This window comes from Sphingomonas sp. CFBP8993 (genome assembly GCF_034044895.1).
GTDB lineage: Bacteria > Pseudomonadota > Alphaproteobacteria > Sphingomonadales > Sphingomonadaceae > Sphingomonas.
In genome coordinates this window covers 365,330-390,749 of sequence record NZ_JAXCWU010000001.1, presented here as the reverse complement: position 1 = coordinate 390,749, position 25,420 = coordinate 365,330, and the positions used below count along the sequence as shown (strand labels likewise).

General features: G+C 66.5%; 23 protein-coding genes and 1 tRNA gene. 17 read left to right on the top strand and 7 right to left on the bottom strand.

Translation table 11 applies throughout. The annotated features are described in order from the left end of the window. The first annotated feature begins 84 nt into the window (after window positions 1-84). From SOM26_RS01740 to SOM26_RS01680, 13 genes are all read left to right on the top strand, one after another. Window positions 85-1,413 carry a replication-associated recombination protein A gene (locus SOM26_RS01740; RefSeq protein WP_320451003.1) on the top strand — a complete coding sequence of 443 codons (1,329 nt, stop codon included), beginning with the start codon at window positions 85-87 and terminating at the stop codon, window positions 1,411-1,413. Continuing rightward, complete coding sequence (locus SOM26_RS01735) at window positions 1,406-2,257, top strand: hypothetical protein (RefSeq protein ID WP_320451002.1); 852 nt, start codon at window positions 1,406-1,408, stop codon at window positions 2,255-2,257. Before SOM26_RS01740 ends, SOM26_RS01735 begins: the two co-directional genes overlap by 8 nt. A 19-nt stretch (window positions 2,258-2,276) precedes the next feature. Continuing rightward, a tRNA-Thr gene (locus SOM26_RS01730) sits at window positions 2,277-2,351 on the top strand. 64 nt (window positions 2,352-2,415) lie between these two features. Beyond that, a complete protein-coding gene (locus SOM26_RS01725) occupies window positions 2,416-3,111 on the top strand; it encodes an endonuclease/exonuclease/phosphatase family protein (protein ID WP_320451001.1) in 696 nt (231 codons plus the stop codon). Further along, complete coding sequence (locus SOM26_RS01720; RefSeq protein WP_320451000.1) at window positions 3,111-5,393, top strand: patatin-like protein; 2,283 nt, start codon at window positions 3,111-3,113, stop codon at window positions 5,391-5,393. Before SOM26_RS01725 ends, SOM26_RS01720 begins: the two co-directional genes overlap by 1 nt. Before the next feature lie 100 nt (window positions 5,394-5,493). Continuing rightward, window positions 5,494-5,805, top strand: a complete 312-nt coding sequence (locus tag SOM26_RS01715; RefSeq protein WP_320450999.1) for a hypothetical protein — start codon at window positions 5,494-5,496, stop codon at window positions 5,803-5,805. Between the two features lie 7 nt (window positions 5,806-5,812). After that, the gene (pyrF, locus tag SOM26_RS01710; protein ID WP_320450998.1) at window positions 5,813-6,487 is read left to right on the top strand and encodes an orotidine-5'-phosphate decarboxylase; all 675 of its coding nucleotides are present in this window, start codon (window positions 5,813-5,815) and stop codon (window positions 6,485-6,487) included. Window positions 6,488-6,522: 35 nt separating this feature from the next. Next, window positions 6,523-7,164 (top strand): phosphoribosylanthranilate isomerase, encoded by a 642-nt coding sequence (locus SOM26_RS01705; RefSeq protein WP_320450997.1) that lies wholly within the window; start codon window positions 6,523-6,525, stop codon window positions 7,162-7,164. Window positions 7,165-7,211: 47 nt separating this feature from the next. Next, window positions 7,212-8,444 (top strand): tryptophan synthase subunit beta, encoded by a 1,233-nt coding sequence (trpB, locus tag SOM26_RS01700; RefSeq protein WP_320451267.1) that lies wholly within the window; start codon window positions 7,212-7,214, stop codon window positions 8,442-8,444. After that, the gene (gene trpA, locus SOM26_RS01695) at window positions 8,441-9,253 is read left to right on the top strand and encodes a tryptophan synthase subunit alpha (protein WP_320450996.1); all 813 of its coding nucleotides are present in this window, start codon (window positions 8,441-8,443) and stop codon (window positions 9,251-9,253) included. Before trpB ends, trpA begins: the two co-directional genes overlap by 4 nt. Further along, window positions 9,250-10,104 (top strand): acetyl-CoA carboxylase, carboxyltransferase subunit beta, encoded by an 855-nt coding sequence (accD, locus tag SOM26_RS01690; protein ID WP_320450995.1) that lies wholly within the window; start codon window positions 9,250-9,252, stop codon window positions 10,102-10,104. Before trpA ends, accD begins: the two co-directional genes overlap by 4 nt. An 85-nt stretch (window positions 10,105-10,189) precedes the next feature. Beyond that, on the top strand, window positions 10,190-11,509 hold the full coding sequence (locus SOM26_RS01685; protein WP_320450994.1) for a bifunctional folylpolyglutamate synthase/dihydrofolate synthase: 1,320 nt from the start codon (window positions 10,190-10,192) through the stop codon (window positions 11,507-11,509). Between the two features lie 93 nt (window positions 11,510-11,602). Further along, window positions 11,603-12,031 (top strand): DUF6628 family protein, encoded by a 429-nt coding sequence (locus tag SOM26_RS01680; RefSeq protein WP_320450993.1) that lies wholly within the window; start codon window positions 11,603-11,605, stop codon window positions 12,029-12,031. Here the strand turns inward: SOM26_RS01680 and SOM26_RS01675 are convergent. Both SOM26_RS01675 and SOM26_RS01670 read right to left on the bottom strand, forming a co-directional pair. Beyond that, entirely contained in the window at window positions 12,025-13,350 is a 1,326-nt protein-coding gene (locus tag SOM26_RS01675; RefSeq protein WP_320450992.1) for an AmpG family muropeptide MFS transporter, read from the bottom strand. The two genes, SOM26_RS01680 and SOM26_RS01675, sit on opposite strands and share 7 nt — an antisense overlap. A gap of 73 nt (window positions 13,351-13,423) precedes the next feature. Next, window positions 13,424-13,954 carry a response regulator gene (locus SOM26_RS01670; RefSeq protein WP_320450991.1) on the bottom strand — a complete coding sequence of 177 codons (531 nt, stop codon included), beginning with the start codon at window positions 13,952-13,954 and terminating at the stop codon, window positions 13,424-13,426. Between the two features lie 41 nt (window positions 13,955-13,995). On the opposite strand from SOM26_RS01670, the gene SOM26_RS01665 reads away from it, so the two are divergent. Further along, window positions 13,996-15,654 carry a pseudouridine synthase gene (locus tag SOM26_RS01665; RefSeq protein ID WP_320450990.1) on the top strand — a complete coding sequence of 553 codons (1,659 nt, stop codon included), beginning with the start codon at window positions 13,996-13,998 and terminating at the stop codon, window positions 15,652-15,654. Next, the gene (rsmD, locus tag SOM26_RS01660; RefSeq protein ID WP_320450989.1) at window positions 15,654-16,190 is read left to right on the top strand and encodes a 16S rRNA (guanine(966)-N(2))-methyltransferase RsmD; all 537 of its coding nucleotides are present in this window, start codon (window positions 15,654-15,656) and stop codon (window positions 16,188-16,190) included. Before SOM26_RS01665 ends, rsmD begins: the two co-directional genes overlap by 1 nt. Here rsmD and SOM26_RS01655 read toward each other — a convergent pair. The 3 genes from SOM26_RS01655 to SOM26_RS01645 form a co-directional block, all read right to left on the bottom strand. Then, window positions 16,181-17,479, bottom strand: coding sequence for an MFS transporter (locus SOM26_RS01655; RefSeq protein WP_320450988.1), 1,299 nt, complete (start codon window positions 17,477-17,479; stop codon window positions 16,181-16,183). The two genes, rsmD and SOM26_RS01655, sit on opposite strands and share 10 nt — an antisense overlap. A 60-nt stretch (window positions 17,480-17,539) precedes the next feature. After that, on the bottom strand, window positions 17,540-19,102 hold the full coding sequence (locus tag SOM26_RS01650; RefSeq protein WP_320450987.1) for an inorganic phosphate transporter: 1,563 nt from the start codon (window positions 19,100-19,102) through the stop codon (window positions 17,540-17,542). Between the two features lie 198 nt (window positions 19,103-19,300). Continuing rightward, complete coding sequence (locus SOM26_RS01645; RefSeq protein ID WP_320450986.1) at window positions 19,301-19,606, bottom strand: UrcA family protein; 306 nt, start codon at window positions 19,604-19,606, stop codon at window positions 19,301-19,303. A gap of 217 nt (window positions 19,607-19,823) precedes the next feature. On the opposite strand from SOM26_RS01645, the gene SOM26_RS01640 reads away from it, so the two are divergent. Beyond that, window positions 19,824-22,115, top strand: coding sequence for an ATP-dependent helicase (locus tag SOM26_RS01640; RefSeq protein ID WP_320450985.1), 2,292 nt, complete (start codon window positions 19,824-19,826; stop codon window positions 22,113-22,115). 115 nt (window positions 22,116-22,230) lie between these two features. Beyond that, entirely contained in the window at window positions 22,231-22,794 is a 564-nt protein-coding gene (locus SOM26_RS01635; RefSeq protein ID WP_320450984.1) for a glycine zipper 2TM domain-containing protein, read from the top strand. Between the two features lie 46 nt (window positions 22,795-22,840). Here SOM26_RS01635 and SOM26_RS01630 read toward each other — a convergent pair whose 3' ends face one another. Next, a complete protein-coding gene (locus tag SOM26_RS01630) occupies window positions 22,841-23,191 on the bottom strand; it encodes a hypothetical protein (protein ID WP_414711998.1) in 351 nt (116 codons plus the stop codon). A 101-nt stretch (window positions 23,192-23,292) separates the two neighbouring features. Further along, the gene (locus tag SOM26_RS01625; protein ID WP_320451265.1) at window positions 23,293-25,410 is read right to left on the bottom strand and encodes a prolyl oligopeptidase family serine peptidase; all 2,118 of its coding nucleotides are present in this window, start codon (window positions 25,408-25,410) and stop codon (window positions 23,293-23,295) included. Window positions 25,411-25,420 lie beyond the last annotated feature (10 nt).

The following is a 25,420-nucleotide window of genomic DNA, read 5'->3' as shown; positions in this document are numbered from 1 at the left end:
TCCAGATTGCTTCGTCAAGATGCATTACGATATATCTTTGAATGACCGGATGACGTGGGAGGCCGCACGCCCTACATGCCGGGCATGGCTGATTTGTTTGCGGGAATGGACCCCGCCCCCGCCACCCCGCAACTTTCCCCGGACGCGCCGCTGGCCGATCGGCTAAGACCGTTGCAACTGGTCGATGTCGTGGGCCAGGATCATCTGACCGGGCCGAGCGGCGCGATCGGTCGCATGGTCGCCGCCGGTCGTCTGTCCTCGATGATCCTGTGGGGGCCGCCGGGCACGGGCAAGACGACCATCGCGCGCCTGCTCGCGGCCGAAGTCGGCCTGCGCTATGCCGCCATTTCCGCGGTCTTCTCCGGGGTGGCGGACCTGAAAAAGGTTTTTGCGGAGGCGCGCGACCATGCGCGGCTGGGTCAGCGGACATTGATGTTCGTGGACGAGATCCACCGTTTCAACCGGGCGCAGCAGGACGGCTTCCTGCCCTATGTCGAGGATGGGACGGTGACGCTGGTCGGCGCCACGACCGAGAACCCGTCGTTCGAACTCAACGCCGCCTTGCTGAGCCGTGCGCAGGTCCTGATCCTGCACCGTCTGGGTCAGGCCGCACTCGAACAATTGCTCGACCGTGCCGAGGTCGAGATGGGCCGTCCGCTGCCGCTGGATGTCGCGGCGCGCGATGCCCTGATCGCCAGCGCGGACGGGGATGGCCGTTTCCTGCTCAACCAGGCGGAGACATTGTTCGCGGTCGACCTGCCCCAGCCACTGGACCCGGCCGGTCTATCGGCTTTTCTCCAGCGCCGGGTCGCGGTCTATGACAAGGATCGCGAGGGTCATTACAACCTGATCTCGGCGCTGCACAAATCGATCCGCGGCTCGGACCCGCAGGCCGCGCTCTATTATCTCGCGCGGATGCTGACCGCTGGCGAGGAACCGCTCTACCTGCTCCGCCGCCTGACCCGCGCCGCCGTCGAGGATATCGGCTTGGCCGACCCGCAGGCGCTGGCCCAGTGCCTCGCGGCGAAGGATGCCTATGACTTTCTCGGCTCGCCCGAGGGAGAGCTGGCGATCGCGCAGGCCTGCCTCTATCTCGCGACCGCGCCCAAATCGAATGCGGTGTACAAGGCACAGAAGCAGGCGTGGCGCATTGCGAAAGAAACCGGGTCGCTGATGCCGCCCGCCAACATCCTGAACGCGCCGACCAAGCTGATGAAGCAGATCGGTTACGGCGCGAATTACGAATATGACCATGATGCCGAGGGTGGCTTTTCGGGAGCGAATTACTGGCCCGACGAATTGCCGCCGCAGGAATTCTACACACCGTCGGGGCGTGGCCTGGAGAAGCGCATCGCCGAGCGCATGGCCTGGTGGGACGAGCGGCGGCGGGCCTTGCAGGATGGCGATGGCTGACCGCTTCACCGGTTTCGTCGCGATCGACTGGTCGGGCGCGCATGGCACGGCGCATCCGGGTATCCGCATGGCATATTGCGCGAACGGTCGGTCCGCGCCGGTCCTCGTGCCGCGGCCGGGCCGGGCATGGTCGCGGCAGGGCGTGGCGGACTGGCTGCTGGCACGAGCGGACGAGCCACTGCTGGTGGGGTTCGATTTCAGTTTCTCGGCCCCCTTTGTCGAGCGCGGTGCACATTTGCCCGGCGACACGCCGACACCCGATGCAAGGTCGCTATGGGCGCATGTCGACGACAGCTGCGACGACCCCGATCTGGGAGCACGCAGCTTTCTGGACGCGCGGCGCGGGCGGCATTTCTATTTCGGCGCGGCCGACGGGCGAAAGGCGGACTTCCTGCATTGGCGGCGCTGCGAAGTCGCCGCCGATGGCGGACGCAAGCCATCGACCGTCTATGACGCGATTGGCGCATCCCAGGTTGCCAAGGCCAGTTTTGCCGGGATGCGGATGCTGCGGCGGCTGGACGGCCGGATCGCGATCTGGCCGTTCGACGCGGTTCCAGCGGGTGGGATGCTTGTCGTCGAAATCTATACGACGATCGCCGCGCGCGATGCCGGGCGACCGCGTGGCCGCAGCAAGATGCGCAGTGGCGAAGCGCTGGATGACGCCCTGGCCCATCTGGGCAGCGATCGGCATCGGCCGCTGTCGCGCTATGACGATCACAGCACCGATGCGATCCTGACCTCCGCCTGGCTGCGCACGGTCGCGGACCGGGCGGATTTGTGGCGTCCGGCGGGGCTTACCCCACAGGTTGCCCAAACGGAGGGCTGGACCTTCGGCGTCTCTTGACGCTAGGGGGATCGGCATTGCCGGATTAGCACAGCGGTAGTGCAGCGGTTTTGTAAACCGAAGGTCGGGGGTTCGATCCCCTCATCCGGCACCATTTCCCATCTTTTGCCCGCGCCGCGCTTGGCACCAAACGCCAGTTTCGGCGTTACAGATGCGGAATGATAAAGGTCGCCAGCTACAATATCCGAAAAGGGATCGGCGCCGACCGGCGGCGCAACCCCGACCGTATCCTGGATGTGCTGCGAGAGGTCGACGCCGATGTCATCGCCCTTCAGGAAGCCGACCGTCGCTTTGGCGAGCGCGAGGGCGTGATCCCGCTTCACCTGCTGGACGACCATAGCGATTGGAAGCCGATCGTCTATGGCATGAAGGCCCGTTCGATGGGCTGGCACGGCAACACGATCCTGGTGCGCAAGACCGTACAGGTCCTGGATTTCGAGGCGATCCACCTGCCCTCGCTCGAGCCGCGTGGCGCGGTCATGGCGGATCTGCGGACACAAAGCGGCTGCATCCGGGTCGTCGGCATGCATCTGGACCTGTCGGGCCTGTGGCGGCGACGACAGGCGGCGGCGATCCTCGCGCATCTGTCCAGTTGCATCCATGCGCGACCCACTGTCATGATGGGCGACCTGAACGAATGGACCCGCGCGGCCGGGTGTCTGCGCGACTTCACCCGCGACTTCGCGATCGCGGATACCGGCCCCAGCTTCCATGCCAGGCGTCCCATCGGGCGGCTCGACCGGATCATGGTCTCGCCCGACCTTCGTATCGACACCTGCGGTGTGCACGCCACGCCGATGTCGCGCAAGGCCTCCGACCATTTGCCCATCTGGGCGATGGTGGCGCCCCGCTGATGCGTGAAAAGGAACTGCGGTTGGCGCTGGTCTGCTATGGCGGGATCAGCCTGGCGGTTTACATGCACGGCATCACCAAGGAGATCTGGCGGGTCGTGCGGGCCAGCCGAGCCTCGCATGAGGGCGATGTGCCCGCCTCGGCGGTCGACGCCGTCTATCACGAATTGCTGGACGAGATGGCCGAACGTGGCGGCGTGCGCGTGCGGGTGCTCGCCGATATCATCGCAGGCGCCAGCGCGGGCGGGATCAACGGCATCTTCCTGGGCCAGGCGCTGTCGACCGGCCAATCGCTCGACCCGCTGACCGACCTGTGGCTGGAAGCGGCCGACATCGAGTCGCTGATCGCCCCGGCAGCCGCCCCGACCTCGCGCTTTTCCAAGATGTGGGCCCTGCCGATCGCATGGATGGCGGCGGGGCGGAGCGGCGACAAGATCGAGGCGCTGGACGAGGAAACGCGTGACGAGGTCCGTTTCAAGCTCGGCCATCTCGTTCGCTCCCGCTGGTTCGAGGCGCCGTTCGATGCCGATGCCTTCACCGGACGGCTCCTCGAGGCATTCGACCGGATGGCGGCCGCACCGGCGGGCAAGCGCCTGCTTCCGCCCGGCCAGCCGCTCGACCTGTTCGTCACCGTCACCGATTTTACCGGCCAACCCCAACGCCTCAAGCTGCATTCGCCCGGCGAGGTGGTGGAGACCGAGCATCGCATGGTGGTCGACTTCACCGACAGCGGCGGCGGTCGGCTGGCGGCGATCCCCGAACTAGTGTTCGCGGCGCGCGCCACGTCGAGCTTTCCCGGAGCGTTCCCGCCCTTCACGGTCGCCGAACTCGACCGCGTTCTGGCGGACAGGGACAAGAGCTGGAACAGCCGCGACGAATTCCTTCGCCGCGTCCTGCCCCGACATCATGCCGCAGGCGCCGCAGACAAGGCCGTGCTGATCGACGGCTCGGTGCTGGTCAACGCCCCTTTCCGTCCGGCCATCGAAGCCCTGGGCCGCCGCCCGGCACGACGCCAGGTCGATCGCCGGTTCGTCTATATCGATCCCTATCCAGGTATGCATTTCCGCCTGCCCGGCGGCGGCGGCCATCCCGGTTTCTTTCAGACCATCATTGGCGCAGTCAGCGAACTGCCACGCCAGCAACCGATCCGCGACAATCTGGAAGCGATCGCCGCACGATCGGGGCGGATCGACCGGATGCAGGCGATCGTCGCCGCGATCCGCGAGGATGTCGAACAGGAGATCGAACAGCTGTTCGGCGGGACCTTCTTCCTCGATCGCCCCACGGCGGCGCGCCTGGCATCGTGGCGGGTCCGAGCGCAGGCCGCCTCGGCCGCGAAGGCGGGGTTCAGCTATGCCGCCTATGGCCATCTGAAATTCGCCAATGTCATCGATGCCATGGCCGGCATCTTTGCCGAGGCGGTCGGCGATGACGGCCAGCAGCGACGCGGACGCCTGCGCGCCATGATCGAGCGAACCGTGGGTACCCGCTACACCGGCGCGGAGGCAATCCACTTCAACGGTGGGTCGAGCGGCGGTGCGCGCAATTTCCTGCGCGCCTTCGACCTCGGCTATCGCATCCGTCGCCTGCGCCTGCTCGCCCGCCGACTGACGGAGCTGGAAGGCGACCATAGCGAGACGGAGCTCGCCCCGGTACGCGACGCTATCTACGATTCGCTGGCCGCATTTCTCGAGCGTCAGCACGGCAGCGCCCATAGCGAGATGACCGATGATATCCGTGACCATCGCGACGATGGCGGACCATTACTCGACCGGTTGGAAGCAAGGCTCGATCTGATCCGGCTCGACGGAGAAACCGATGCCCGGCTGGCGACCGCCTTTGCCGGACTGCCGCGCAGCGCCCGGCGAACCCTGCTGCTGACCTATCTGGGTTTTCCGTATTTCGATGTGGCGACGCTGCCGCTGCTGCAGGGCGAGGGACTGGACGAGTTCGATCCGATCAAGGTCGATCGCATCTCCCCCGACGATGCCACCGCGATCCGGGCGGGGGGTGCGGAGGCGACCCTCAAGGGCATCCAGTTCCTGACCTTCGGCGCGTTCTTCAGCCGCAGCTACCGCGAGAACGACTATCTGTGGGGGCGCCTTCACGGGGCCGAGCGGATGATCGACATCGTCGTGTCCACCCTGCCTTCGACGATCCGCCTCAAGCCCGGTGCGGTGGCGGCGTTCAAGCGCCGCGCGTTCCTGGCGATCCTGGACGAGGAACAGGATCGCCTGACCGCCGTGGCGCCGCTGATCGCCTCGCTTCGCCGCGAGATCGGCTGAAGGCTGGTCATGCCGGACCAAGGCCGCTAGACCGCCAGCCCTGAGCGACGTCCGGCCACCTCGTCAGGGAGGTGGCGGACCGGGTTACGCGGAGAAGCGCATGCAGTTCCTGAAAATGCTGTTCTGGTGCCTGCTGGCCTTTCTGGCCGCAGCCTTCACGCTGGGGAATTGGACGACCGTGCCGATCCGGCTGGTCGGCGGCCTGGTCGCGGACGTCAACCTCCCGCTGCTGCTGTTCCTGACCTTCCTGCTGGGCCTGGTCCCGACGCTGATCTGGCAGCATGCGGCCCGCTGGCGGCTTCGCCAGCGGCTGAGCGCGGCGGAGCGTTCGCTCGCCGCCGTCTCGGCCGAAACGGGTGCCTATGCCCCCGTCGTCCCGCCCGTCACCGCCACCACCCAGCCCCTGGTCTGATATCGCCATGAGCAACCGCATCTACGTCGCCATCGACACCCCCGACCTCGCCCGCGCCCAGGCGCTGGCAAACAAGGTCCGCCACCATGTCGGCGGACTGAAGCTGGGCCTGGAGTTCTTCTGCGCCCACGGCGCGGGCGGCGTGCGGGAGATGGCGCATATCGGCCTGCCGATCTTTCTCGACCTGAAGCTGCACGATATTCCCAATACGGTGGCCAAGGCGGTTCAGTCACTCGGTCCGCTGGCGCCTGCGATCCTGACCGTCCATGCCAGCGGCGGCCGTGCGATGCTGGAGGATGCCAAGGCGGCGGCACCGGTCGGCACCAAGGTCGTGGCGGTGACCATGCTGACCAGCCTGGACAGCAACGACCTCTCCGACACCGGCGTCATCGGCTCCCCCGCCGACCATGTCCGCCGTCTGGCCGATCTGGCGGCCGAGTCCGGCGTCGACGGCATCGTCTGCTCGGGCGAAGAGGTCGCGGCGGTCAGGAAGGCATGGCCCAAGGGCTTCTTCGTGGTGCCGGGTGTCCGACCCTCGAACGGCGTGATCGGCGACCAGAAGCGCGTCGTAACGCCGCGTGCGGCGGTCGATGCGGGCGCCTCCATCCTGGTCATCGGTCGCCCGATCACCCAGGCCGAAGACCCCGACGCTGCCGCAAGGGCGATCGCCGCCACGCTCTGACCCGTTTTTCGACCCCTCCCATTCGGGAAACGATCATGCCGACCACTGCCAAGATCTGCGGACTGACGACGCCCGCCACGCTGGATGCTGCGCTGGGCGATGGGGCGAGCCATGTCGGGTTCGTCTTCTTTCCCGCCTCGCCCCGCCACCTGACCTTCGACGTCGCGGCGGGGCTGGCCGGCCGGGTTCCCGAGCGGGTCCAGCGGGTCGGCGTCTTCGTCGATCCCGATGACCAGTTGCTCGAGGCCGCCGTGCGCGCCGGAATGCTGGACGCGATCCAGCTCCACCGCACCGCCCCCGCCCGCGTTGCCGCGATCCGCGCGAAGTTCGACCGCGAGGTCTGGGTCGCCGTCGCGATCAAGGCGCGCGGCGATGTCGACAAGGCGCGCGACTATGCGGGGGCCGCGACGCTGATCCTCTATGACGCCAAGACCCCGGACGAGGCGTCGCTGCCCGGCGGCATGGGCCTGCGTTTCGACTGGAGCTTGCTGGACGGTGTTCGCCATCCGCTGCGCTGGGCCCTGTCCGGTGGACTGGATGCCGGGAATGTCAGCGAGGCGATCCGCCGCACCGGGGCACCTTTGGTCGATGTGTCGTCGGGCGTCGAGAGCGCACCGGGCGTCAAGGATATGGACAAGATCGCAGGCTTCCTTAAAGCCGTTGCGACAAATCGGTGACAGGAACGTTCGCAGGGCTCGCCCCGGCAACGCTCAAGGAATAGATGATGAACGCCCCCAACTCCTTCCGCGCGCAACCCGATGAGCGTGGCCATTTCGGCGACTATGGCGGCCGCTATGTCGCCGAGACGCTGATGCCGCTCATCCTCGACCTGGAACGCGAATATCGCGCGGCCCAGAAGGACCCGGCCTTCAAGGCCGAGTTCGACGGGCTGATGACCCATTATGTCGGTCGTCCCAGCCCGATGTATTATGCCGAGCGCCTGACCGAGACGCTGCGCAACAGCGCGCCCGAGGGCAAGGGGCCGAAAATCTATTTCAAGCGCGAAGAACTGAACCACACCGGCGCGCACAAGATCAACAACTGCATCGGCCAGATCCTGCTGGCCAAGCGGATGGGCAAGACCCGGATCATCGCGGAGACGGGCGCGGGACAGCATGGGGTGGCGACCGCGACGGTCGCGGCGCGCTTCGGCCTGCCCTGCACCATCTTCATGGGCGCGCGCGATATCGAGCGGCAGGCCCCCAACGTCTTCCGCATGAAGCTGCTCGGTGCCGAAGTCCGGCCCGTCACCTCGGGCGCGCAGACGCTGAAAGATGCGATGAACGAGGCGCTGCGCGACTGGGTCGCCAACGTCCACGACACCTTCTACATCATCGGCACGGCGGCGGGCCCGCATCCATACCCGGAAATGGTCCGCGATTTCCAATCGGTGATCGGCACGGAATCGAAGGCGCAGATCATGGAGGCCGAGGGCCGCCTGCCCGACCTGCTGATCGCCTCGGTCGGCGGCGGGTCCAACGCCATCGGCCTGTTCCACCCGTTCCTCGACGATGCCGAGGTCGCGATGCTGGGCATCGAGGCGGCAGGCCATGGCCTCAGCACCACGCAGCATGCCGCCAGCCTGACCGGCGGCAAGCCCGGTATCCTGCACGGCAACAAGACCTATCTGCTCCAGGACGAGGATGGTCAGATCGCCGAGGCGCATTCCATCTCGGCCGGACTCGACTATCCGGGCATCGGCCCTGAGCATAGCTGGCTGAACGATACCGGCCGTGTCGTCTATGAAGGCATCACCGACACCGAGGCGCTCGACGCGTTCCAGCTATGCTGCCGGGTGGAGGGGATCATCCCCGCGCTGGAATGCGCCCATGCGCTTGCCGGCCTGATGAAGCGTGCGCCGACGATGGATCGTGACCAGATCATCCTGATCAACATTTCGGGTCGTGGCGACAAGGACATCTTCACCGTCGCCGACGCCATGGGAGTGAAGATGTGAGCCGCATCGCCGACACCTTTGCCGCCTGTGCCGATGCCGGTCGCGCCGCGCTCGTCACCTTCGTAACGGCAGGCGACCCGACCCCGAACGCGACCGCCGCGATCCTCGACGCGCTGGTCGAGGGGGGCGCGGACGTGATCGAACTGGGTATGCCCTTCACCGATCCGATGGCCGATGGCCCCGCGATCCAGAAGGCCAATATCCGCAGCCTGGGCGCTGGAACCCGCACCGCCGACGTACTCGCCATCGCCACGGCGTTTCGTGCGCGTCATACCGATGTGCCGCTGGTCCTGATGGGCTATGCCAATCCGATGACGGTGCGCGGGCCGGAATGGTTCGCATCGGCAGCGGCCGAAGCCGGCGTCGACGGCGTGATCTGCGTCGACGTTCCCGCCGAGGAAGACGATGCCCTGGGTGTGGCGCTTCGTGAAAAGGGCGTGGCGTCGATCCGCCTCGCCACGCCGACCAGCGACGCGGCGCGCCTGCCGACGATTTTGACGGGCGCCGATGGTTTCCTGTATTACGTGTCGGTCGCTGGCATCACAGGGCAGCAGCAGGCGGTGCAATCCTCGATCGAGGAGGCCGTCGCCCGGCTGAAGGCCTCGACCGAACTGCCGGTTGCCGTGGGCTTCGGTGTACGCACGCCCGAGCAGGCAGCGGCCATCGGTCGCGTGGCGGACGGCGTCGTCGTCGGTTCGGCCATCGTCGACCTGGTCGGTGAACATGGCACGCAGGCCGCGGAGCCGGTTCGCGCCTATATTGAAACTCTATCGTCGGCGCTGGTCGACGCGCGCAAGGAACTCGCATGAGCTGGCTCAACAGCGTTCGCAACGTCATCCCCTTCGTCGTCAAGAAGGAGACGCCCGACAATCTCTGGCACAAGTGCAAGGGTTGCGGGCAGATGGTGTTCACCAAGGAGCTGGAAGACAATCTGAACGTCTGCCCGAAATGCGATCATCACGATCGCATCGGACCGAAGGTTCGGTTCCGCCACCTGCTGGATGAGGGCAGCTGCAACGAACTGCCCGCGCCCAAGGTGCCCGAGGATCCGCTCAAGTTCCGCGATTCGAAGCGTTATGCCGACCGGCTGAAGGCCGCCCGCACCAATGCGGCGGAAACCGACGCGCTGGTCAATGCGCGCGGCACGATCCTGGGCCACAAGGTCGTGGTCGGCGTGCAGGACTTCGCCTTCATGGGCGGCTCGATGGGGCTGGCCGTGGGTGAAGCGTTCGTGCGCGGCGTCGAGGCGGCGATCGCCGACCACTGCCCCTATGTCATCTTCACCGCGTCGGGCGGCGCGCGCATGCAGGAGGGTATTCTCAGCCTGATGCAGATGCCGCGTACGACCGTCGCGATCCAGATGCTCCATGATGCGGGCCTGCCCTATATCGTCGTGTTGACCGATCCGACATCGGGCGGCGTCATGGCGGCCTATGCCATGCTGGGCGATGTCCAGATCGCCGAGCCCAAGGCGACCCTGGCCTTTACCGGCCGCCGCGTGATCGAGAGCACGATCCGCGAAAAGCTGCCTGACGATTTCCAGACGTCGGAATATTATCTCGACCACGGGATGCTCGACATGGTCGTCCATCGCCGCGACCTGCGCGAGCGCCTGGCGACCGTCATCGGCTATCTGACGGGATCGCGCCGGGCAGCTTGAACCATCGCCTTTCCCGGACGATCGCAGTAAGGGGGCGGGCCGAGAGGTCCGCCTCTTTTCACATCCGCTTCCACGAGACCGGCCGATGCCAGACCATGCCCGTTCCGATCATCCGGCCGTCCAGGAGCAACTCGACCGGCTCTGGGCCCTGTCGCCTGGCGCGGACGTCCTTGGCCTGGGGCGGATCACGGCGCTTCTCGCCCGGCTCGGTGACCCGCAAAACCACCTGCCGCCCGTTTTTCATGTCGCAGGCACCAACGGCAAGGGGTCGACCTGCGCCTTCCTGCGTGCGGCGTTCGACGCGTCGGGGCAACACGTCCATGTCTATTCCAGCCCACACCTCGTTCGCTTCAACGAGCGGATCCGGATCGCCGGACGGCTGATCGACGACGATGCGCTGGCCGCGATCCTGGACGAAGTGCTTGCGCAGGCCGACGGGATCGGGGCGAGTTTCTTCGAGGTCACGACGGCCGCCGCGTTTCTATGCTTTGCCCGTACGCCTGCCGCCGCGACGATCATCGAAGTCGGGCTTGGCGGACGGCTCGACGCGACCAACGTCCTGCCGCCCCCCGCCATTTGCGGTATCGCAGCGCTGGGCATTGATCATGAGGCATTCCTTGGGCGCAGCCTGACCGGGATCGCCCGCGAAAAGGCAGGCATCGCCAAACCCGGCACGCCACTCGTCACGATGGATTATGCCAGGCCGCTGCGCGACGCCATCGCGTCGGTCGCAGTCGAGGCTGGCGCCCCCGTTCTGGCACGTGGCCGGGACTGGTCGAGCCAGGCGACGCGGACGGGACTTTCCTATCGAGACCGTCACTGCACGCTTGCCCTGCCCCGCCCGACGCTGCCCGGCGCGCATCAGTCCCGCAATCTGGCGCTGGCCGTGGCCATGATCCGTCATCAATCGGCGGTGGCCGTGCCCGACGATGCGCTTCTGGCGGCAGCGACCCAGGCCGGGTGGCCCGCGCGCATGCAGCAGCTGAAGCATGGCCCCCTTACCGCGCATCTGCCGGCGGGCAGCCGCTGCTGGCTGGACGGAGCGCACAATCCTTCGGCCGCTACGCCGGTTGCGCGCGCAATGGCCTCGTGGCGCTCCCGGGGACCTACTGCTCTCGTCCTTGGCATGTTGGCCAATAAGGAGGTCGCCCCGGTGCTCGAGCGGCTCGGCGCGATGGTCGATCTGGTCGTCACGGTGCCGGTGCCGAACCATGCGTGTCACGCACCCGAGCATCTGGCCGAGCAGGCGCAGGCCCTGGGTATCGAAGCACGCCACGCGGCCGATCCTGTCGAGGCGCTGACGATGATCGGCGCTCGCTTTGGTCAGCCCGTGCAGGTGCTGATCGCGGGATCGCTCTATCTGGCCGGGCAGGTACTGGAGGCAAACGACGAGGCGCCGGACTGACGCGGCGAACGGCCTGTCGTCACCGCATTATTTGCGATTGACTATCAATAGCGAACAATTAGCATGGGGCTCGTAATCATGGAGTCCCCGTCGATGGCCGAAACCCAGACCCTTGCCGCTGCGCTTCCGCACCTGCTTCCGGCCTGTTCTCATGCCCGTATCGCTTTGTTCGCTGTTCGTCGCATGGGCGCGCACGGGCTGGCCGATGCGCGCGCCGCACATACGCTGTTCACCGTCTTCGGGCAGGATTTCCGGCGGCCGTTGGTCCTGCTACGCACCCTGATGGCCGACCTTGCCGTACACGCCTCAGGTCAGATCGCGATTGCGCCGTGCTGCTGCGGCCGCATGACCGCTGCCGAAGCCGCGCTCATGACCATCCTTGCGCAAATGGAGACAGCGCCGGACAAGGCGCGGTTCCTGATGGCCGATCTGCTCGGCGTACGGCGGATCGACGGCGTGCTGGCCAGTGCAGCCGCCGTCAGCGCAGCCTTTGCCGACGAAGGCCGCCCGATCCGTTACTGACCAGTATCGGCCGTGCGGGCGTCGCCTTCCCCCTCGACGCCCGCACTGCCGATCGACCGATCGACTAGGCCAGAGCGCGCCATCCACCAGAAAAGCGCCACGCCGGGCAACGCGACAACGGTGGTCAGAAGGTAGAAGTCGACATAGCCGAACCGCTCGACCAAGGCCCCGGCGGTCGTGCCGCTCAGAATCCGGCCGACGATGCTGGCCGCCGCCGAAATCAGTGCATATTGCGCGGCGGTGAAGCGCAGGTCGGTCAGCGCCGAGAAATAGGCGACCACGGTGACGCCGCCGATGCCGCTCGAGAAATTCTCGAACCCGATCGCGCCCGCCATGCCCCAGTTGGAATGGCCCAGCGCCGCCAGTCCGGCAAAGGACAGGTTGGACACCGCCATCAGCACTAGGCTGATGATGACCGACCGCTTCATGCCGAGCCGTGCGTAGATCACGCCGCCGACGAACACGCCGATCAGCAAGGCCCAGAAACCGACGCCGACATCGTAGAGCGCGATCTCGTCCTTGCTGAACCCCAGATCGTTGAACAGCAGGCGGAACGTCAGATTGGCCAGGGTATCGCCGATCTTGTGAACCAGGATGAACAGCAGGATGATGCCCGCTCCCTGCCGCCGGAAGAATTCGGCGAACGGACCGACGACCGCACGGACCAGTCCCTCGGTCGAGCGTTTTGCGGTGATTTCGCTATGCCGCGCGGGTTCGCCCATGATGATGGCGGTCAGGACCGCGGGAAGCGCGAAGGCGCAGCTGACCATATAGGCGACGCTCCACCCCGCACGGGTCGCCACGACCAGCGAGAGCGACGCCACCAGCGCCGATCCGATGCGCCATCCATATTGGCTCATCCCGGCGCCCACACCCAGCTGGCGCGGCTCGAGCAGCTCGATGCGATAGGCGTCGATCACGATGTCGAAGGTCGCGCCCGCCACACCTAGCGCAATCGCCGCCATCGCGGTCTGCGCCAACGATACCGTCGGATCGGACAGGCCCAGCCCGACCGCGGCGACGCAGACGAGCGCCGCCACGACGAACAGCCACGACACGCGCTGGCCCAGCCGGTGGAGGATCGGGATCTTCACCCCCTCCACGATCCACGCCCAAAGCCATTTGAAATTATAGGCCAGGATGACAAGCGCGAAGGCGGTGACGCTCTTCTTCTCGATCCCCGCCTCCGCCAGACGGCTGGCCAGCGTGGCGTTGATCATGGTCAAGGGAAACGCCGACGAGACACCCAGCGCGAGGGCGGCCAGCGGGGCCCGTTCGACATAGGGCCGCACGCCATCCACCCAACGCCCACTCGCCATATGCAATCCGCCCACCCGTCACCAAAGCGCGGACCCTATCGGGGTTGCGCGCCAGGGGCAACGGCGGCGACCGTCAGGTTTCGGCGCCTGGTCGAGGTGGAGAGGCCAGACGCGCGAACAGGCGAAACCCAGGAGGCAATCTGGTCGGCGTCTTGCCGCCCCGCCGTTCCTCGATCACCTCGATCGCGCCGAGCAGTTCGCGCGACCCGTAAGGCTTCATCAACAGGCCTTCGGCCAAGTCCTCGGCACCGTCGGGTGGCGTGCCCGTGATGAACAGCACAGGGATATCGCGGCCATTTGCCGCGCGAGCGACATCGACCCCGCTGCCATCCGCCAGTCGCACATCCGCCAGCACGAGGTCGATCAGCGCACCGCTTTCGATCAGGGCCACCGCCTTGCTCGCCCGGTCGACGGTCGCCACGATTTCGTAGTCGGCATCGCTCAACGCATGCTCGTTATCGAACGCAACCAGCGGCTCGTCCTCCACTACGAGCAGCTTGACGAGTTGCCGCTTTTTTCGTCCGAAGAGCCTCATCCCTGTTACGACCCGTCTTTCTGTTCCCCGCACTGCTGCCGTAACGCGCCGGTCTGCGAAACGACGCAATTAATTTCCTTTGGCGCACACCCTCTGTATCAGCGTCGATCATGACATCAGATCAACGTATCGCAAAGCTGCTGGCCCGAGCCGGAGTCGCATCGCGCCGCGAGATCGAGCGGATGATCGCCGAGGGGCGGATTGCCCTGAACGGCGTGACGATCGACACGCCGGCGACCCTCCTTTCGACCCTGGACGGGATCACCGTCGATGGCGATCCCGTCGCCGCGCCGGAGCCGACCCGGCTGTTCCTCTATCACAAGCCCACCGGCCTGCTCGTGACCGAGCACGATCCGGCGGGGCGGCCGACCATCTATGATCGCCTGCCCGAGGGGCTTCCCCGGCTGGTGCCCGTGGGGCGGCTCGATCTGAACACCGAGGGGCTGCTGCTGCTGACCACCGATGGCGGGTTCAAGCGTCAGCTGGAGCTTCCTGCGACCGGGGTCGAGCGGACCTATCGCGCGCGCGCCTATGGCGACATCACCCAGGCCCAGCTGGAGGAGTTGATCCACGGGATCGAGATCGACGGCATTCGTTATGGCCAGATCGACGCCAATCTGGAGCGTCGCACCGGCGCGAATGTCTGGATCGAGATGACCTTGCGCGAAGGCAAGAACCGCGAGGTTCGCCGCGTGCTGGAATATCTGGGTCTGCAAGTCAGCCGCCTGATCCGACTCCGCTATGGCCCGTTCCTGCTCGACGACCTGCCGGTGGGAGAGATTGGCGAGGTCAAGGGTTACGACATCGTCGAATTTCGCAAGACGCTGGAAGGTGGCATCCCCGCCGATGCGATCCGCCCGGCCAAGGTCAAGCCCGGTTTCCGGACGCCGCCGACGCGGATCGACTCCCCCGGCGCGACGACCCGTTCGGGTCCGCGAGCCGGCGCCGACATGCGCGACGCCCCGAAGCGGCAGGATCGCGCTGGATCGGGCGAGCGGTTCGGTCGTGGCGCCGCCCCGCGCACCGGACGCCCACAGGCTGACGGCAGGCCCTATGCCAAGGGTCCCGTATCGGATCGCGCGGGTCCGTCGCGCGACCGTTCGGGGCGACGTGACGAGCGAACCGACCGTCCCTTTGGCAAGGGCGCGCCGAGCGATCGTTCGACCCCGTCCCGCGATCGGCCATTCCGTAGCAATGAGCATGGCGACCGTCCCCGGTCGGACAACAAGCCTTATGGCAAAAGCCCCGCCGGCGACCGCTTCGGTGGCTCCGGGGAACGTCCGGCCCGCGGCGACAGCCGGTCCTTCGCCAAGGGTGGAGCAAGCGAGCGTTCGGGTCCGCCACGTGAGCGCTCGTTCCGCAGCGACCGTAACCGGACCGAGAACAAGCCCTTCGCAAAAAGCCCGACGGGCGACCGCTTTGGCGGTTCCGGTGATCGCCCGTCACGCAGTGATAACCGACCCTATGCCAAGAGCGCAGCCGGTGACCGCTCGAATGCGCCGCGTGAGCGGTCGTTCCGCGGCGACGAACGCGGTGATCGTGGTCGGACAGACAGCAAGCCCTTCGCAAAGGGGCCAGCCGGTGACCGCTCCGGCCCATCGCGTGACCGCCCGTTCCGAAGCGACGAGCGCGGCGGCCGTCCTTCTCGCCCGCCAAACGGCGGACAGGGTACGCCCGGCCGTTCCGGCGGTCCGGCCCGGCCGGGGCCGCGCGGGCCGAGACCCGGTGGCGGTGGTTCGCGTCCTGGCCGTCCGGGGGGTAATCGCTGATGCGCGTGATCGCCGGACAATGGCGCGGCCGCCCGCTGGTCGCGCCCAAGGGGGACGTGACCCGTCCCACCGCCGATCGGACGCGGGAGGCGCTGTTCTCGATGCTGACCGCAAGGCTGGGTGATTTCGAAGGGCTGGCGGTCGGCGACCTCTTCGCCGGATCGGGTGCACTCGGCATCGAGGCGCTGTCGCGGGGGGCGGCGTCCTGCCTGTTCGTCGAGCAGGATCGCGCCGCGCTGGACGCGCTGCGCGCCAATCTGGCCAAGCTGGAGGCGCAGGGCGACGTGCGGGCATCGTCGGTCATGGCGCTGGGCCCTGCGCGCGCGCCGCTCGACCTGATCCTGATGGACCCGCCTTATGGAACGGGCGCGGGCAGCGTCGCCCTCGACAAGCTGACGCGGCTTGGCTGGGTGGGTGCGGGCACTTGGATCAGCATCGAGACCGCCAAGCAGGAGGAACTCGAGATTGCGGGCTTCACCGTCGACGTCTCCCGCGTCCACGGCAAGGCACGGCTCACCCTGTTGCGTCAGGCCTGATAGACCGCACGGCCCCGCATCAGGGCCGAACCGGCGAGGCTGAGCAGACCCGCGGCGACCAGATAGCCGCCGACGAAGTTCAGCCCGCCGCGCTCGGTCAGGGCCTGCGCCGCGATCGGGGCCAGCGCGCCGCCGATGATGCCGCCCAGGTTGAAGGTCATCGACACGCCGGTATAGCGCACGCCTGCCGGAAACAGCGCGGGCAACCACCCGCCGAGCGGGCCATAGGCAAAGCCCATCACAAACAGCGCCAGCGCCAGCCAGACGAACACGATGGCGAGCGAGCCCGATCCCAGCATCGGCCCCATGACGATTCCGACCAGAACACAGCCCGCAAAGCCGAGGCGCAGCATCGCCGGTGCGCCGCGCCGGTCGGCCAACACGCTGGAGACGATCACGCCCAGCGCCAGGAACAGGATCGCGGCCAGCTGCACGCCCAAAAACGCTTCGCGCGGATAGCCGAGCACTGTCGTGCCGTAACCGAGCGCAAAGGCTGTCGCGAGATAGAAGATCGCGAAACAGGCAATGACCCCGCTCGTCCCCGCCAGCAGCGCACGGCCATGACCGCCGAGCAGGGTGGCGATAGGCACCCTTGGGAGCGTGTCGCTTTTCTTGGCCTCGGCGAAATCGGGCGTCTCGGTCAGCCGCAGCCGCACCCAGAGGCCGAGTATTACCAGCACCGCGCTAGCCAGGAACGGCAGGCGCCAGCCCCACGCCCGAAACTGGGCGTCGGTCAGGACCAGCCCCAGGATCAGGAAGAAGCCGTTCGCCAGGATGAAGCCGACCGGTGCCCCGAGCGGCGGGAACATGCCCCAGGTGTTACGTTTACCAGGCGGTGCATTCTCGACCGCCAGCAGGGCGGCCCCGCCCCATTCTCCGCCCAGGCCCAGCCCCTGCCCCAGGCGGGCGATGCACAACAGTAGCGGTGCGATCCATCCGGCCTGCGCATAGGTCGGCAGGAAGGCGATCGCGACGGTCGAGCCGCCCATCAGCACCAGGCTGACCACCAGGGTCGACTTGCGTCCTACCCGATCGCCGAAATGGCCAAAGGCGATGGCCCCCACTGGTCGCGCGACGAACGCCAGGCCGAAACTGGCATAGGACAGCAGCAGTTGCGCCGTCGCGGATGATGCGGGGAAGAAGAGCGGCCCGAACACCAGCGCCGCTGCCGTCGCATAGATATAGAAATCGTAGAACTCGACCGCCGTGCCCGTCAGGCTCGCCAGCAGGATATGGCGGTGCGAAACCGGAGATGCCTGGGGTGATGCTGCGGACGATCCTGGGGTCATGGACCGTCCGTGCAGAAGCGAAGCGGCGGCGTAAAGACCCCGCCGCCCGATTATCGCCGATCAGCCTGCGATCGCGCCCGCCAGTTGCAGCAGCAGCCAATAGAGCGTTCCCGACAATATCATGGCGGCCGGAAGGGTCAGGACCCAGGCGAGCAGCATGTTGCGGATCGTACGAAACTGTAGCCCCGCGCCGTTTGCCACTGACGCGCCGGCCACGCCGGAGGTCAGGATGTGCGTCGTCGATACCGGACGGCCGAGATATTCGGCACCGAAGATCGTCGCGGCGGTCATCAGCTCGGCGGCGGCCCCCATGCCATAGGTCAGGTGCGTCTTGCCGATCCGCTCGCCGACCGTCATCACGATCCGCCGCCAGCCGACCATCGTTCCAAGCCCCAGCGCCAGGGCAACCGTAACCTTCACCCAAAGCGGGATATAGCGGGTGCCGCGTTCGAGCGACCCGGCATAGCCGTCGAGCGATTCGATCTCGGCGGCGGTGAAGCGCTGCTTGGCCCCCTCGTTCTTGGTCACCATGCGGGTGGTATCGAGGACCAGATACATGTCGTTGCGCATGTTCGGCACGACGGCGGCGGGCACGCGGCTGAACGTTCCGTAATCCTCGATCCGCTCGCCTATGTCGCGCGACAGGACCGACAGTCCGGCATAGACCTCCGGCCGGTCGATCGCCTTGGTGCGGACGCCCTCGACGACCACCGCGCGAGCCTGTTCGACTGACGGCGTGCCTGACGTACCGTGCGCGGCATAGGCGGTGGCCGCGACCTGCGCGCTACGGACGAAGGCGGGCATCGCGCTTTCGGGCAGCGTCCGGTTCAGCGCATAGGCGGTCGGCGCACAGCCGATCAGGATCAGCATGATCAGGCCCATGCCCTTCTGTCCGTCATTGCCGCCATGCGCGAAGCTGACCGCGGTGCAGGTGAAGATCAGGAGCGCGCGGATGCCACGCGGCGGCGGCGTGTCGCCCTCCGGCTCGCGGTACAACTGCTTGTCGCGCAGGAAACGCTTCATGACGAGCAGCAGCATCAACGCGCCGACGAACCCGATCAGCGGGCTGAACAGCAGGGCCGTCAGGACCTTCTGCACCTGCGCCATGTCGACGCCCGACGTGCCGGGCACGTTCGACAGCAGCTGGTTGGCCAGCCCGACACCCAGAATCGAGCCGATCAGCGCATGGCTCGACGAATTGGGCAGGCCGACCGCCCAGGTCGCCAGGTTCCACAGGACAGCGGCCAGCAGCAGCGCGAAGATCATCGCAAATCCGCCCGCCGAGCCGACGTGCAGCATCAGGTCGATCGGCAGCAGCGTGATGATCGAATAGGCGACAGCCCCGGTGGAGGTGACGACGCCGAGGAAATTGAAGAAGCCCGACCACACGACCGCCAGCGGTGCAGGCATCGAATGCGTGTAGATGACCGTCGCGACCGCGTTGGCGGTATCGTGGAACCCGTTGACGAATTCGAACCCCAGCGCGATCAGCAGCGCGAGGCCGAGAAAGGCGAAGACGCCGATCGCCATCGGCTCGCCGACGCGTGCGGTATCGATCGCGACGCTATAGCCCGCATAGAGCAGGCCGCCGACGAGCAGCGCGGCGAACAGCCACCGGCCCATGGGATGGAGCCCGGAATCGAGGCGTGGACCTCGCACGCGGGTTTCGGATTGGCCACCGGTTAGCGCATGAGCTGTCATAATGAAGTCGCGTTGCGCCTTTCCGGTGACATTTTGATGACGACGGCCGCGTGGCTATCGCCGCGAGGAAATGCAGCCGAGGCCCTGTCGGAGCGTCCGGCTGCATTCCCTCGACAGATATTAGTTGTTGCTGGCGAGCGCGATCGGTGCCCGCGACAGCGCCGCCAGCTTGGGCGCAGCGTCAGCCAGCATTTCCTTGCGGCAGCGCGCGGAGTCGGCATTGCGGCGCAGGTCCATCGTTGCCGGACCACAAGCGATCAGCGCGGCCCGGCGGATACGGGCGTCGAGCTGCACACGGTGATCGGCGCGGCGCAGGTCGAGGTCGGCGTGGCGGACGCGAACGACCACGGGCTCGCGAACTTCAGCCTGCGCCGCGACGGACACGAAAAGAGAGGCCGCTGTGGCGGCTGCCGTGAAGATCTTCATCGGATAGTGCTCCTGCATCGGGTCGTGCCCGTCACGGCGGCGTCGGCACCCATGAAGGGCACCCCGCTGCTCGTCGGCACGCCGCGCCTCTAGGCAGCGGAAATGTCGCTTTCATGTCGGACAAAAGACTGGCTGATGACTCGTCCCGCGATGAAACAGCGGCTGCCGGTCATCACGGGTGGTTGCCCCGCCAGCAAACGTTCCCTAACTGTTCGCGATGACCGTCGCTCCCCTCGATCCCGCTGCTTCGCCGACCGACTATCCCTATCTGCGATCGCTGAACCCGGCGCAGCGCGAGGCGGTGCTGACGACCGATGGTCCGGTTCTGGTCCTGGCGGGTGCGGGAACGGGCAAGACTGCGGCACTGACCGCCCGGCTGGCGCATCTGCTCTACACGCGCAAGGCCTGGCCGTCGGAAATCCTGTCGGTCACCTTCACCAACAAGGCCGCCAAGGAAATGCGCGAGCGCGTCGGGCGGCTGGTCGGCGATGCGGTGGAGGGGATGCCGTGGCTGGGCACCTTCCACGCGATCGGCGCGAAGATGCTGCGCCGCCATGCCGAGCTGGTCGGGCTGCAATCCAACTTCACCATCCTCGATACCGACGACCAGCTCCGGCTGCTCAAGCAGTTGATCGTCGCGGCGGATATCGACGAAAAGCGCTTTCCGGCCCGTGCGCTCGGCGGACTGATCGACGAGTGGAAGAACAAGGGGCTGGTTCCCGGCGATATCGACGCGGGCGAGGCGGAGCGTTACGCGAACGGCCAGGGCGCGGACCTGTACCGCCAGTATCAGGAGCGGCTGCGCAGCGTGAACGCCTGCGACTTTGGCGACTTGCTGCTCCACATGCTGACCATTCTGAAGACGCATCGCGACGTGCTGGAGCATTATCAGCAGCGCTTCCGCTATATCATGGTGGACGAGTATCAGGACACTAACAGCGTCCAGTATCTCTGGCTGCGGCTGCTTGCCCAGGCGCGCAAGAACATCGCGTGCGTCGGCGATGACGACCAGTCCATCTATTCCTGGCGCGGCGCCCAAGTGGAGAACATCCTGCGTTTCGAGCGGGATTTCCCCGGTGCCAAGGTGATCCGCCTGGAACAGAATTATCGTTCGACCCCGCATATCCTGGGGGCGGCGTCGGGCGTGATCGCGCATAACGGCGGGCGTCTGGGCAAGACGCTGTGGACCGAACTGGATGTGGGCGAGAAGGTCCGGGTGCTGGGCGTCTGGGACGGGCCGGAGGAAGCGCGCCGGGTCGGCGAGGAAATTGAGGGCGCGCGACGTTCGGGCACCTCGTACGGTGATATCGCCATTCTGGTGCGCGCGTCGCATCAGACGCGTGAGTTCGAAGACCGCTTCATCGCGATCGGCTTGCCTTACCGGATCGTTGGCGGCTTTCGCTTCTATGAGCGCGCCGAAATCCGTGACGCGCTGGCCTATCTGCGGATTGTCAACCAGCCGTCCGACGACCTGGCGTTCGAGCGGATCGTCAACGTGCCCAAGCGGGGGCTGGGCGACAAGGCGCTGGCCAAGATCCACCAGCTCGCCCGTGCCGAAGGCCTGCCGCTGACCATCGCGTCGGCGCGGATCCTCGACACCGACGAACTGACGCCGCAGGCGCGCCGGAGCCTGGGCAATCTGATCGGCGATATCGCCCGGTGGCGCGACATGGCGCGGGACCTGCCCCATCCCGAACTGGCGCGTCAGCTGCTGGACGAAAGCGGCTATACCGCGATGTACCAGAACGAAAAATCGGCCGAAGCCGCCGGTCGCCTGGAAAACCTGTCCGAACTCGTCCGTGCGATGGAGGATTACGAGTCGCTCGGCGCGTTCCTGGAACATGTTTCGCTCGTCATGGACCGCGACGGCGACCAGCGCGAGCCCGAGGTGACGATCATGACGATCCACGCCGCCAAGGGGCTGGAGTTCGATACCGTTTTCCTGGCGGGTTGGGAGGAAGGGCTGTTCCCGTCGCAGCGGGCGATCGACGAGGGCGGCACGCGCAGCCTGGAAGAAGAGCGCCGCCTCGCCTATGTCGCGATTACGCGCGCACGGCGCAAGGCGGTCATCCTGCACGCCGCCAATCGCCGCATCTATGGCCAGTGGACCTCCAGCTTGCCGAGCCGCTTCGTCGCCGAACTGCCGCCTGAACATATCGAGAGCGAAAGCAGCATGAACGGTGGCGAAAGCCTGTGGCGGGCCAACTGGTCCGAACATGCCGATCCATTCGCCAACGTCGCGCGGGGGACCGGGCGAGGACCGGGTTGGCAACGGGCGGCGACCGTGCAGAACGCTGCGCCCACCCGCCCGGCGCGCATCGTCGAGTCCCGGTCGCCTTCGGTCGGTTTGGGGCAGAAGGGCCGCGACGATTTGAGCGTCGGGGACCGCGTGTTCCACCAGAAATTCGGCTATGGCGCGATCGCGGTGATCGAAGGCAACAAGCTGGAAATCGATTTCGAGCAGGCCGGACGCAAGCGGGTGATGGACAGCTTCGTCACCAAGGCGTGAAACCTTTGGCTCGCCTTGGCTCTGTTGGGCAAGGCGAGCCGTTCAGGAACCATATCAATTCGCATCCGTATCGGTTGCCTCGCCCGATTGTGCGGGCATTGGAGGGACAGGATCGATGGGCTTTCGTCATCTGACCATCGCAGCGATCACCGCCGTTGTTAGCGTGACGGCTATTCCGGCCAGCGCCCAGAGCGCAGGCGACGATGCGCGGTTTCGCGCCGCGCAGGCCCGGTTCGACCGCGAATATCAACTCTATCGGCAGGAAGTCGATCTGTACCTGTCGCGGCGCGAGCGCGGCGGTTATGGCGATGACGGCTATGCACCGCCGCCACCCCCCGCATCCGGGCCGGGCGGCTACCGAGTCGCGCCGCCGATCCCGGCCGATGGCTATGACCGCAATGCCGAGCCCTATTATGACCCGGTCGGCGACTATCGCGATGGTTCGCAGTATCGCGAGCGTGTGCTGCAGCCGCAGGACCGCGTCTATGCCGGAACCGATGGCCGCTATTACTGCCGCCGTTCGGACGGCACGACCGGCCTGATCATCGGGGGCGCCGCGGGCGGCATACTCGGCAACCTGGTCGGCGGGCGGAGCAGCACGATCGCAACACTGCTCGGTGCAGCGGGTGGCGCGCTGGCCGGTCGTTCGATCGACCAGAACCAGGTGCGCTGCCGCTGACGAAAAGGGCGCCGCCCGCCTCCAGGGGTGAGCGGCGCCGTTCGGCTCAGGCCGGTTCGATCATCATGAGCGCGGCATTCTGGTATTTTTCGGCATCGCGTTCGAACAAGGCACTCGCCGTAAAGCGCCGGGGCGTAAGGCGAAGCGCGCCGAGGCCCGCCAGCTTGAACGTGCCCATCTTCTCCTCGCGCGGGGGCTTGCCATCGCGCTCGATCGTCGTGGCATCGACATAGAGCTCGTCATGCCGCGTGAAGATCACGTGCGGCGCCAGCACCACTTCGCCGCGATTGTACAGGGCGGACACCGCCTGCATCTTGACGATCGCTTCGAAGATGATGGCGGGAGCGCCTGCCGCCGGCTCAGCCGGACGGCGCTCGGTCGTCGTCATATCGGTCATGCCCTGCATTTGCCCATCCTGCCGCACCGCAGCAAGATAATAATTGCCGCTGTGGTCATGCAAAATGCGGCCGGACGGCGAAACCGCCCGGCCGGATCCGCCTACCGCGTCGGCCGGTCCATCAACTTCTGCGAGAAATAGACCATCTGCTGTGCGCTCAGGCGTGCGCCTTGGGCAATGTCGGCATCACCCGAATGTCCGCCCGCCGTATCCTCGTAGAACAGATAAGGGATGCCATACTCGGCCAGTCGCGCGGCGAATTTGCGCGCATGCTGCGGCCCAACCCGGTCGTCCTTGGTCGTCGTCCAGATATAGGGTTCCGGATAGGCCACGCCCTTGCGGATATTGGCATAGGGCGAGATCTTGTGCAGGAACGCGGCCTCCTCGGGCACGTCGATCGAGCCATATTCGTCCTTCCACGAATCCCCCGCCGCGATCTTCTGATACCGGACCATGTCGAGCAGCGGCACCTGGATCGTCACCGCCTTCCACAGCTCGGGATGCTGGGTCAGCTCGACGCCCATCAACAGCCCGCCGTTCGAGCCGCCATAGATGCCCAGCTTCTGCGGATTGGTGATGTGCCGCGCGAACAGGTCCTTCGCGACCGAGGCGAAGTCGTCATAGATGACCTGCCGCTTGGTCTTGCGGCCCGCATCATGCCATTTCGGCCCGAACTCACCGCCGCCCCGAATGTTGGCGAGGACGAAGGCACCGCCCCGCTCGGTCCAGATCTTGCCGGTCGAACCCAGATAGGTGGGCAGGCGCGCCAGTTCGAACCCGCCATAGGCGGTCATGAGCGTGGGCGTCGTGCCGTCCAGCTTCGCGCCCTTGGGCAACACCACGAAGTACGGAACCTTGGTGCCGTCGGTCGACGTCGCCTCATATTGATGGACGGTCGTCCCGTTCGCGTCGAAGCGGGCAGGCAGCGTCTTCAACACCTGGGGGCTGGCCGGACGGCTGGCGTCGAAGCGCGACAGCACGGTGGGCGTCGTAAAGCCCGCGGTCGAGAGATAGACGGTGTCCGAACGATCGCTCGTGCTGACGACGTCCACCGCCATATTGTCGGGCACCTGCACCGTCGATGCCGTCCAGCCGCTGCCGGTCGGCGCGAATACGCTGGCCCGGCCGCGCACATTGTCGATGAAGGTCACGACAACGCGGTTCTTGGTCGTCGACACGCCCTCGACCGCCTGGCGATCACTGGGTGTGAAGAGCGAACGCGGCGTGATCGCGCCGGCCTCCAGTTCGGCAAGCGGTGCCCAGACGACGGCACCCGCCGGATGCTGGCCCCAATTGTCGCTGGTCTGGAAGATGACCCGGCCATCGATCATCCCCGATGGAAAGGCACGGGCCGGCATCGCGATCGGCTTGGCACCACCGCTCGGTGTCCAGAACAGCTTGTCGCCACCGAAAAACGTCTTGCGACGCTCGATCACCACCGCGCGATTGCCCTTCGCGTCGGTCAGGACGCTGGCATAGGTGCCCAGTTCATCGGTCGGCGCGCCGCGATAGATTTCCTGCGCCTGCTCGACTGGCTGGCCGCGCTTCACCATCTTCACCACGAAAGGATAGCTCGACTTGGTCAGGGTCCCCTGCCCCCAGTCGCGGCTGACGAGCAGCGTGTCCTTGTCCAGCCACGTCGCGCCCTGCTTCGAGGTCGACAGGCGGAAGCCGCCCGGCACGAACTGTCCGGCCTCCAGATCGAATTCGCGATACTCGATCGCATCCTCGCCGCCCTCGGACAGCGCCACCAGGCACAGTCGATCCTCGGGACTGAGGCAGGTCAGGCCCTTCCAGACCCATTTCTTGCCCTCCGCCTTGCTCAGCGCGTCGAGGTCGAGCAGCGTCGTCCATTTGGGATTGGCCGAGGCATAGTCCGCCTCGGTCGTCCACCGCCACAAGCCTTGGGGATGGTCGGCATCGCGCCAGAAGTTGACGATGCGACCATAAAGCTGGCCCGGCATCGGGATACGGTCCTTGGCCGATGCGATGGCCAGCGCCTCGCCATAGAAGGTCTGGTAGCGGGGATCGTTCTGGAGCCGCGGCAGGGTCTTGGCATTCTCCGCCTCTACCCAGGCCAGCGCCTTGGCACCGTCCTTGTCCTCCAGCCAGATATAGGGATCATTCTCGGTCATCGGGCTCATCTGGGCCATGGCAGGCCCCGCCACAAGCTGTCCGGCCAGCATCGTCCCCGCCAGCAATAGCCGCCATCCCCGCATTCCGTCATAC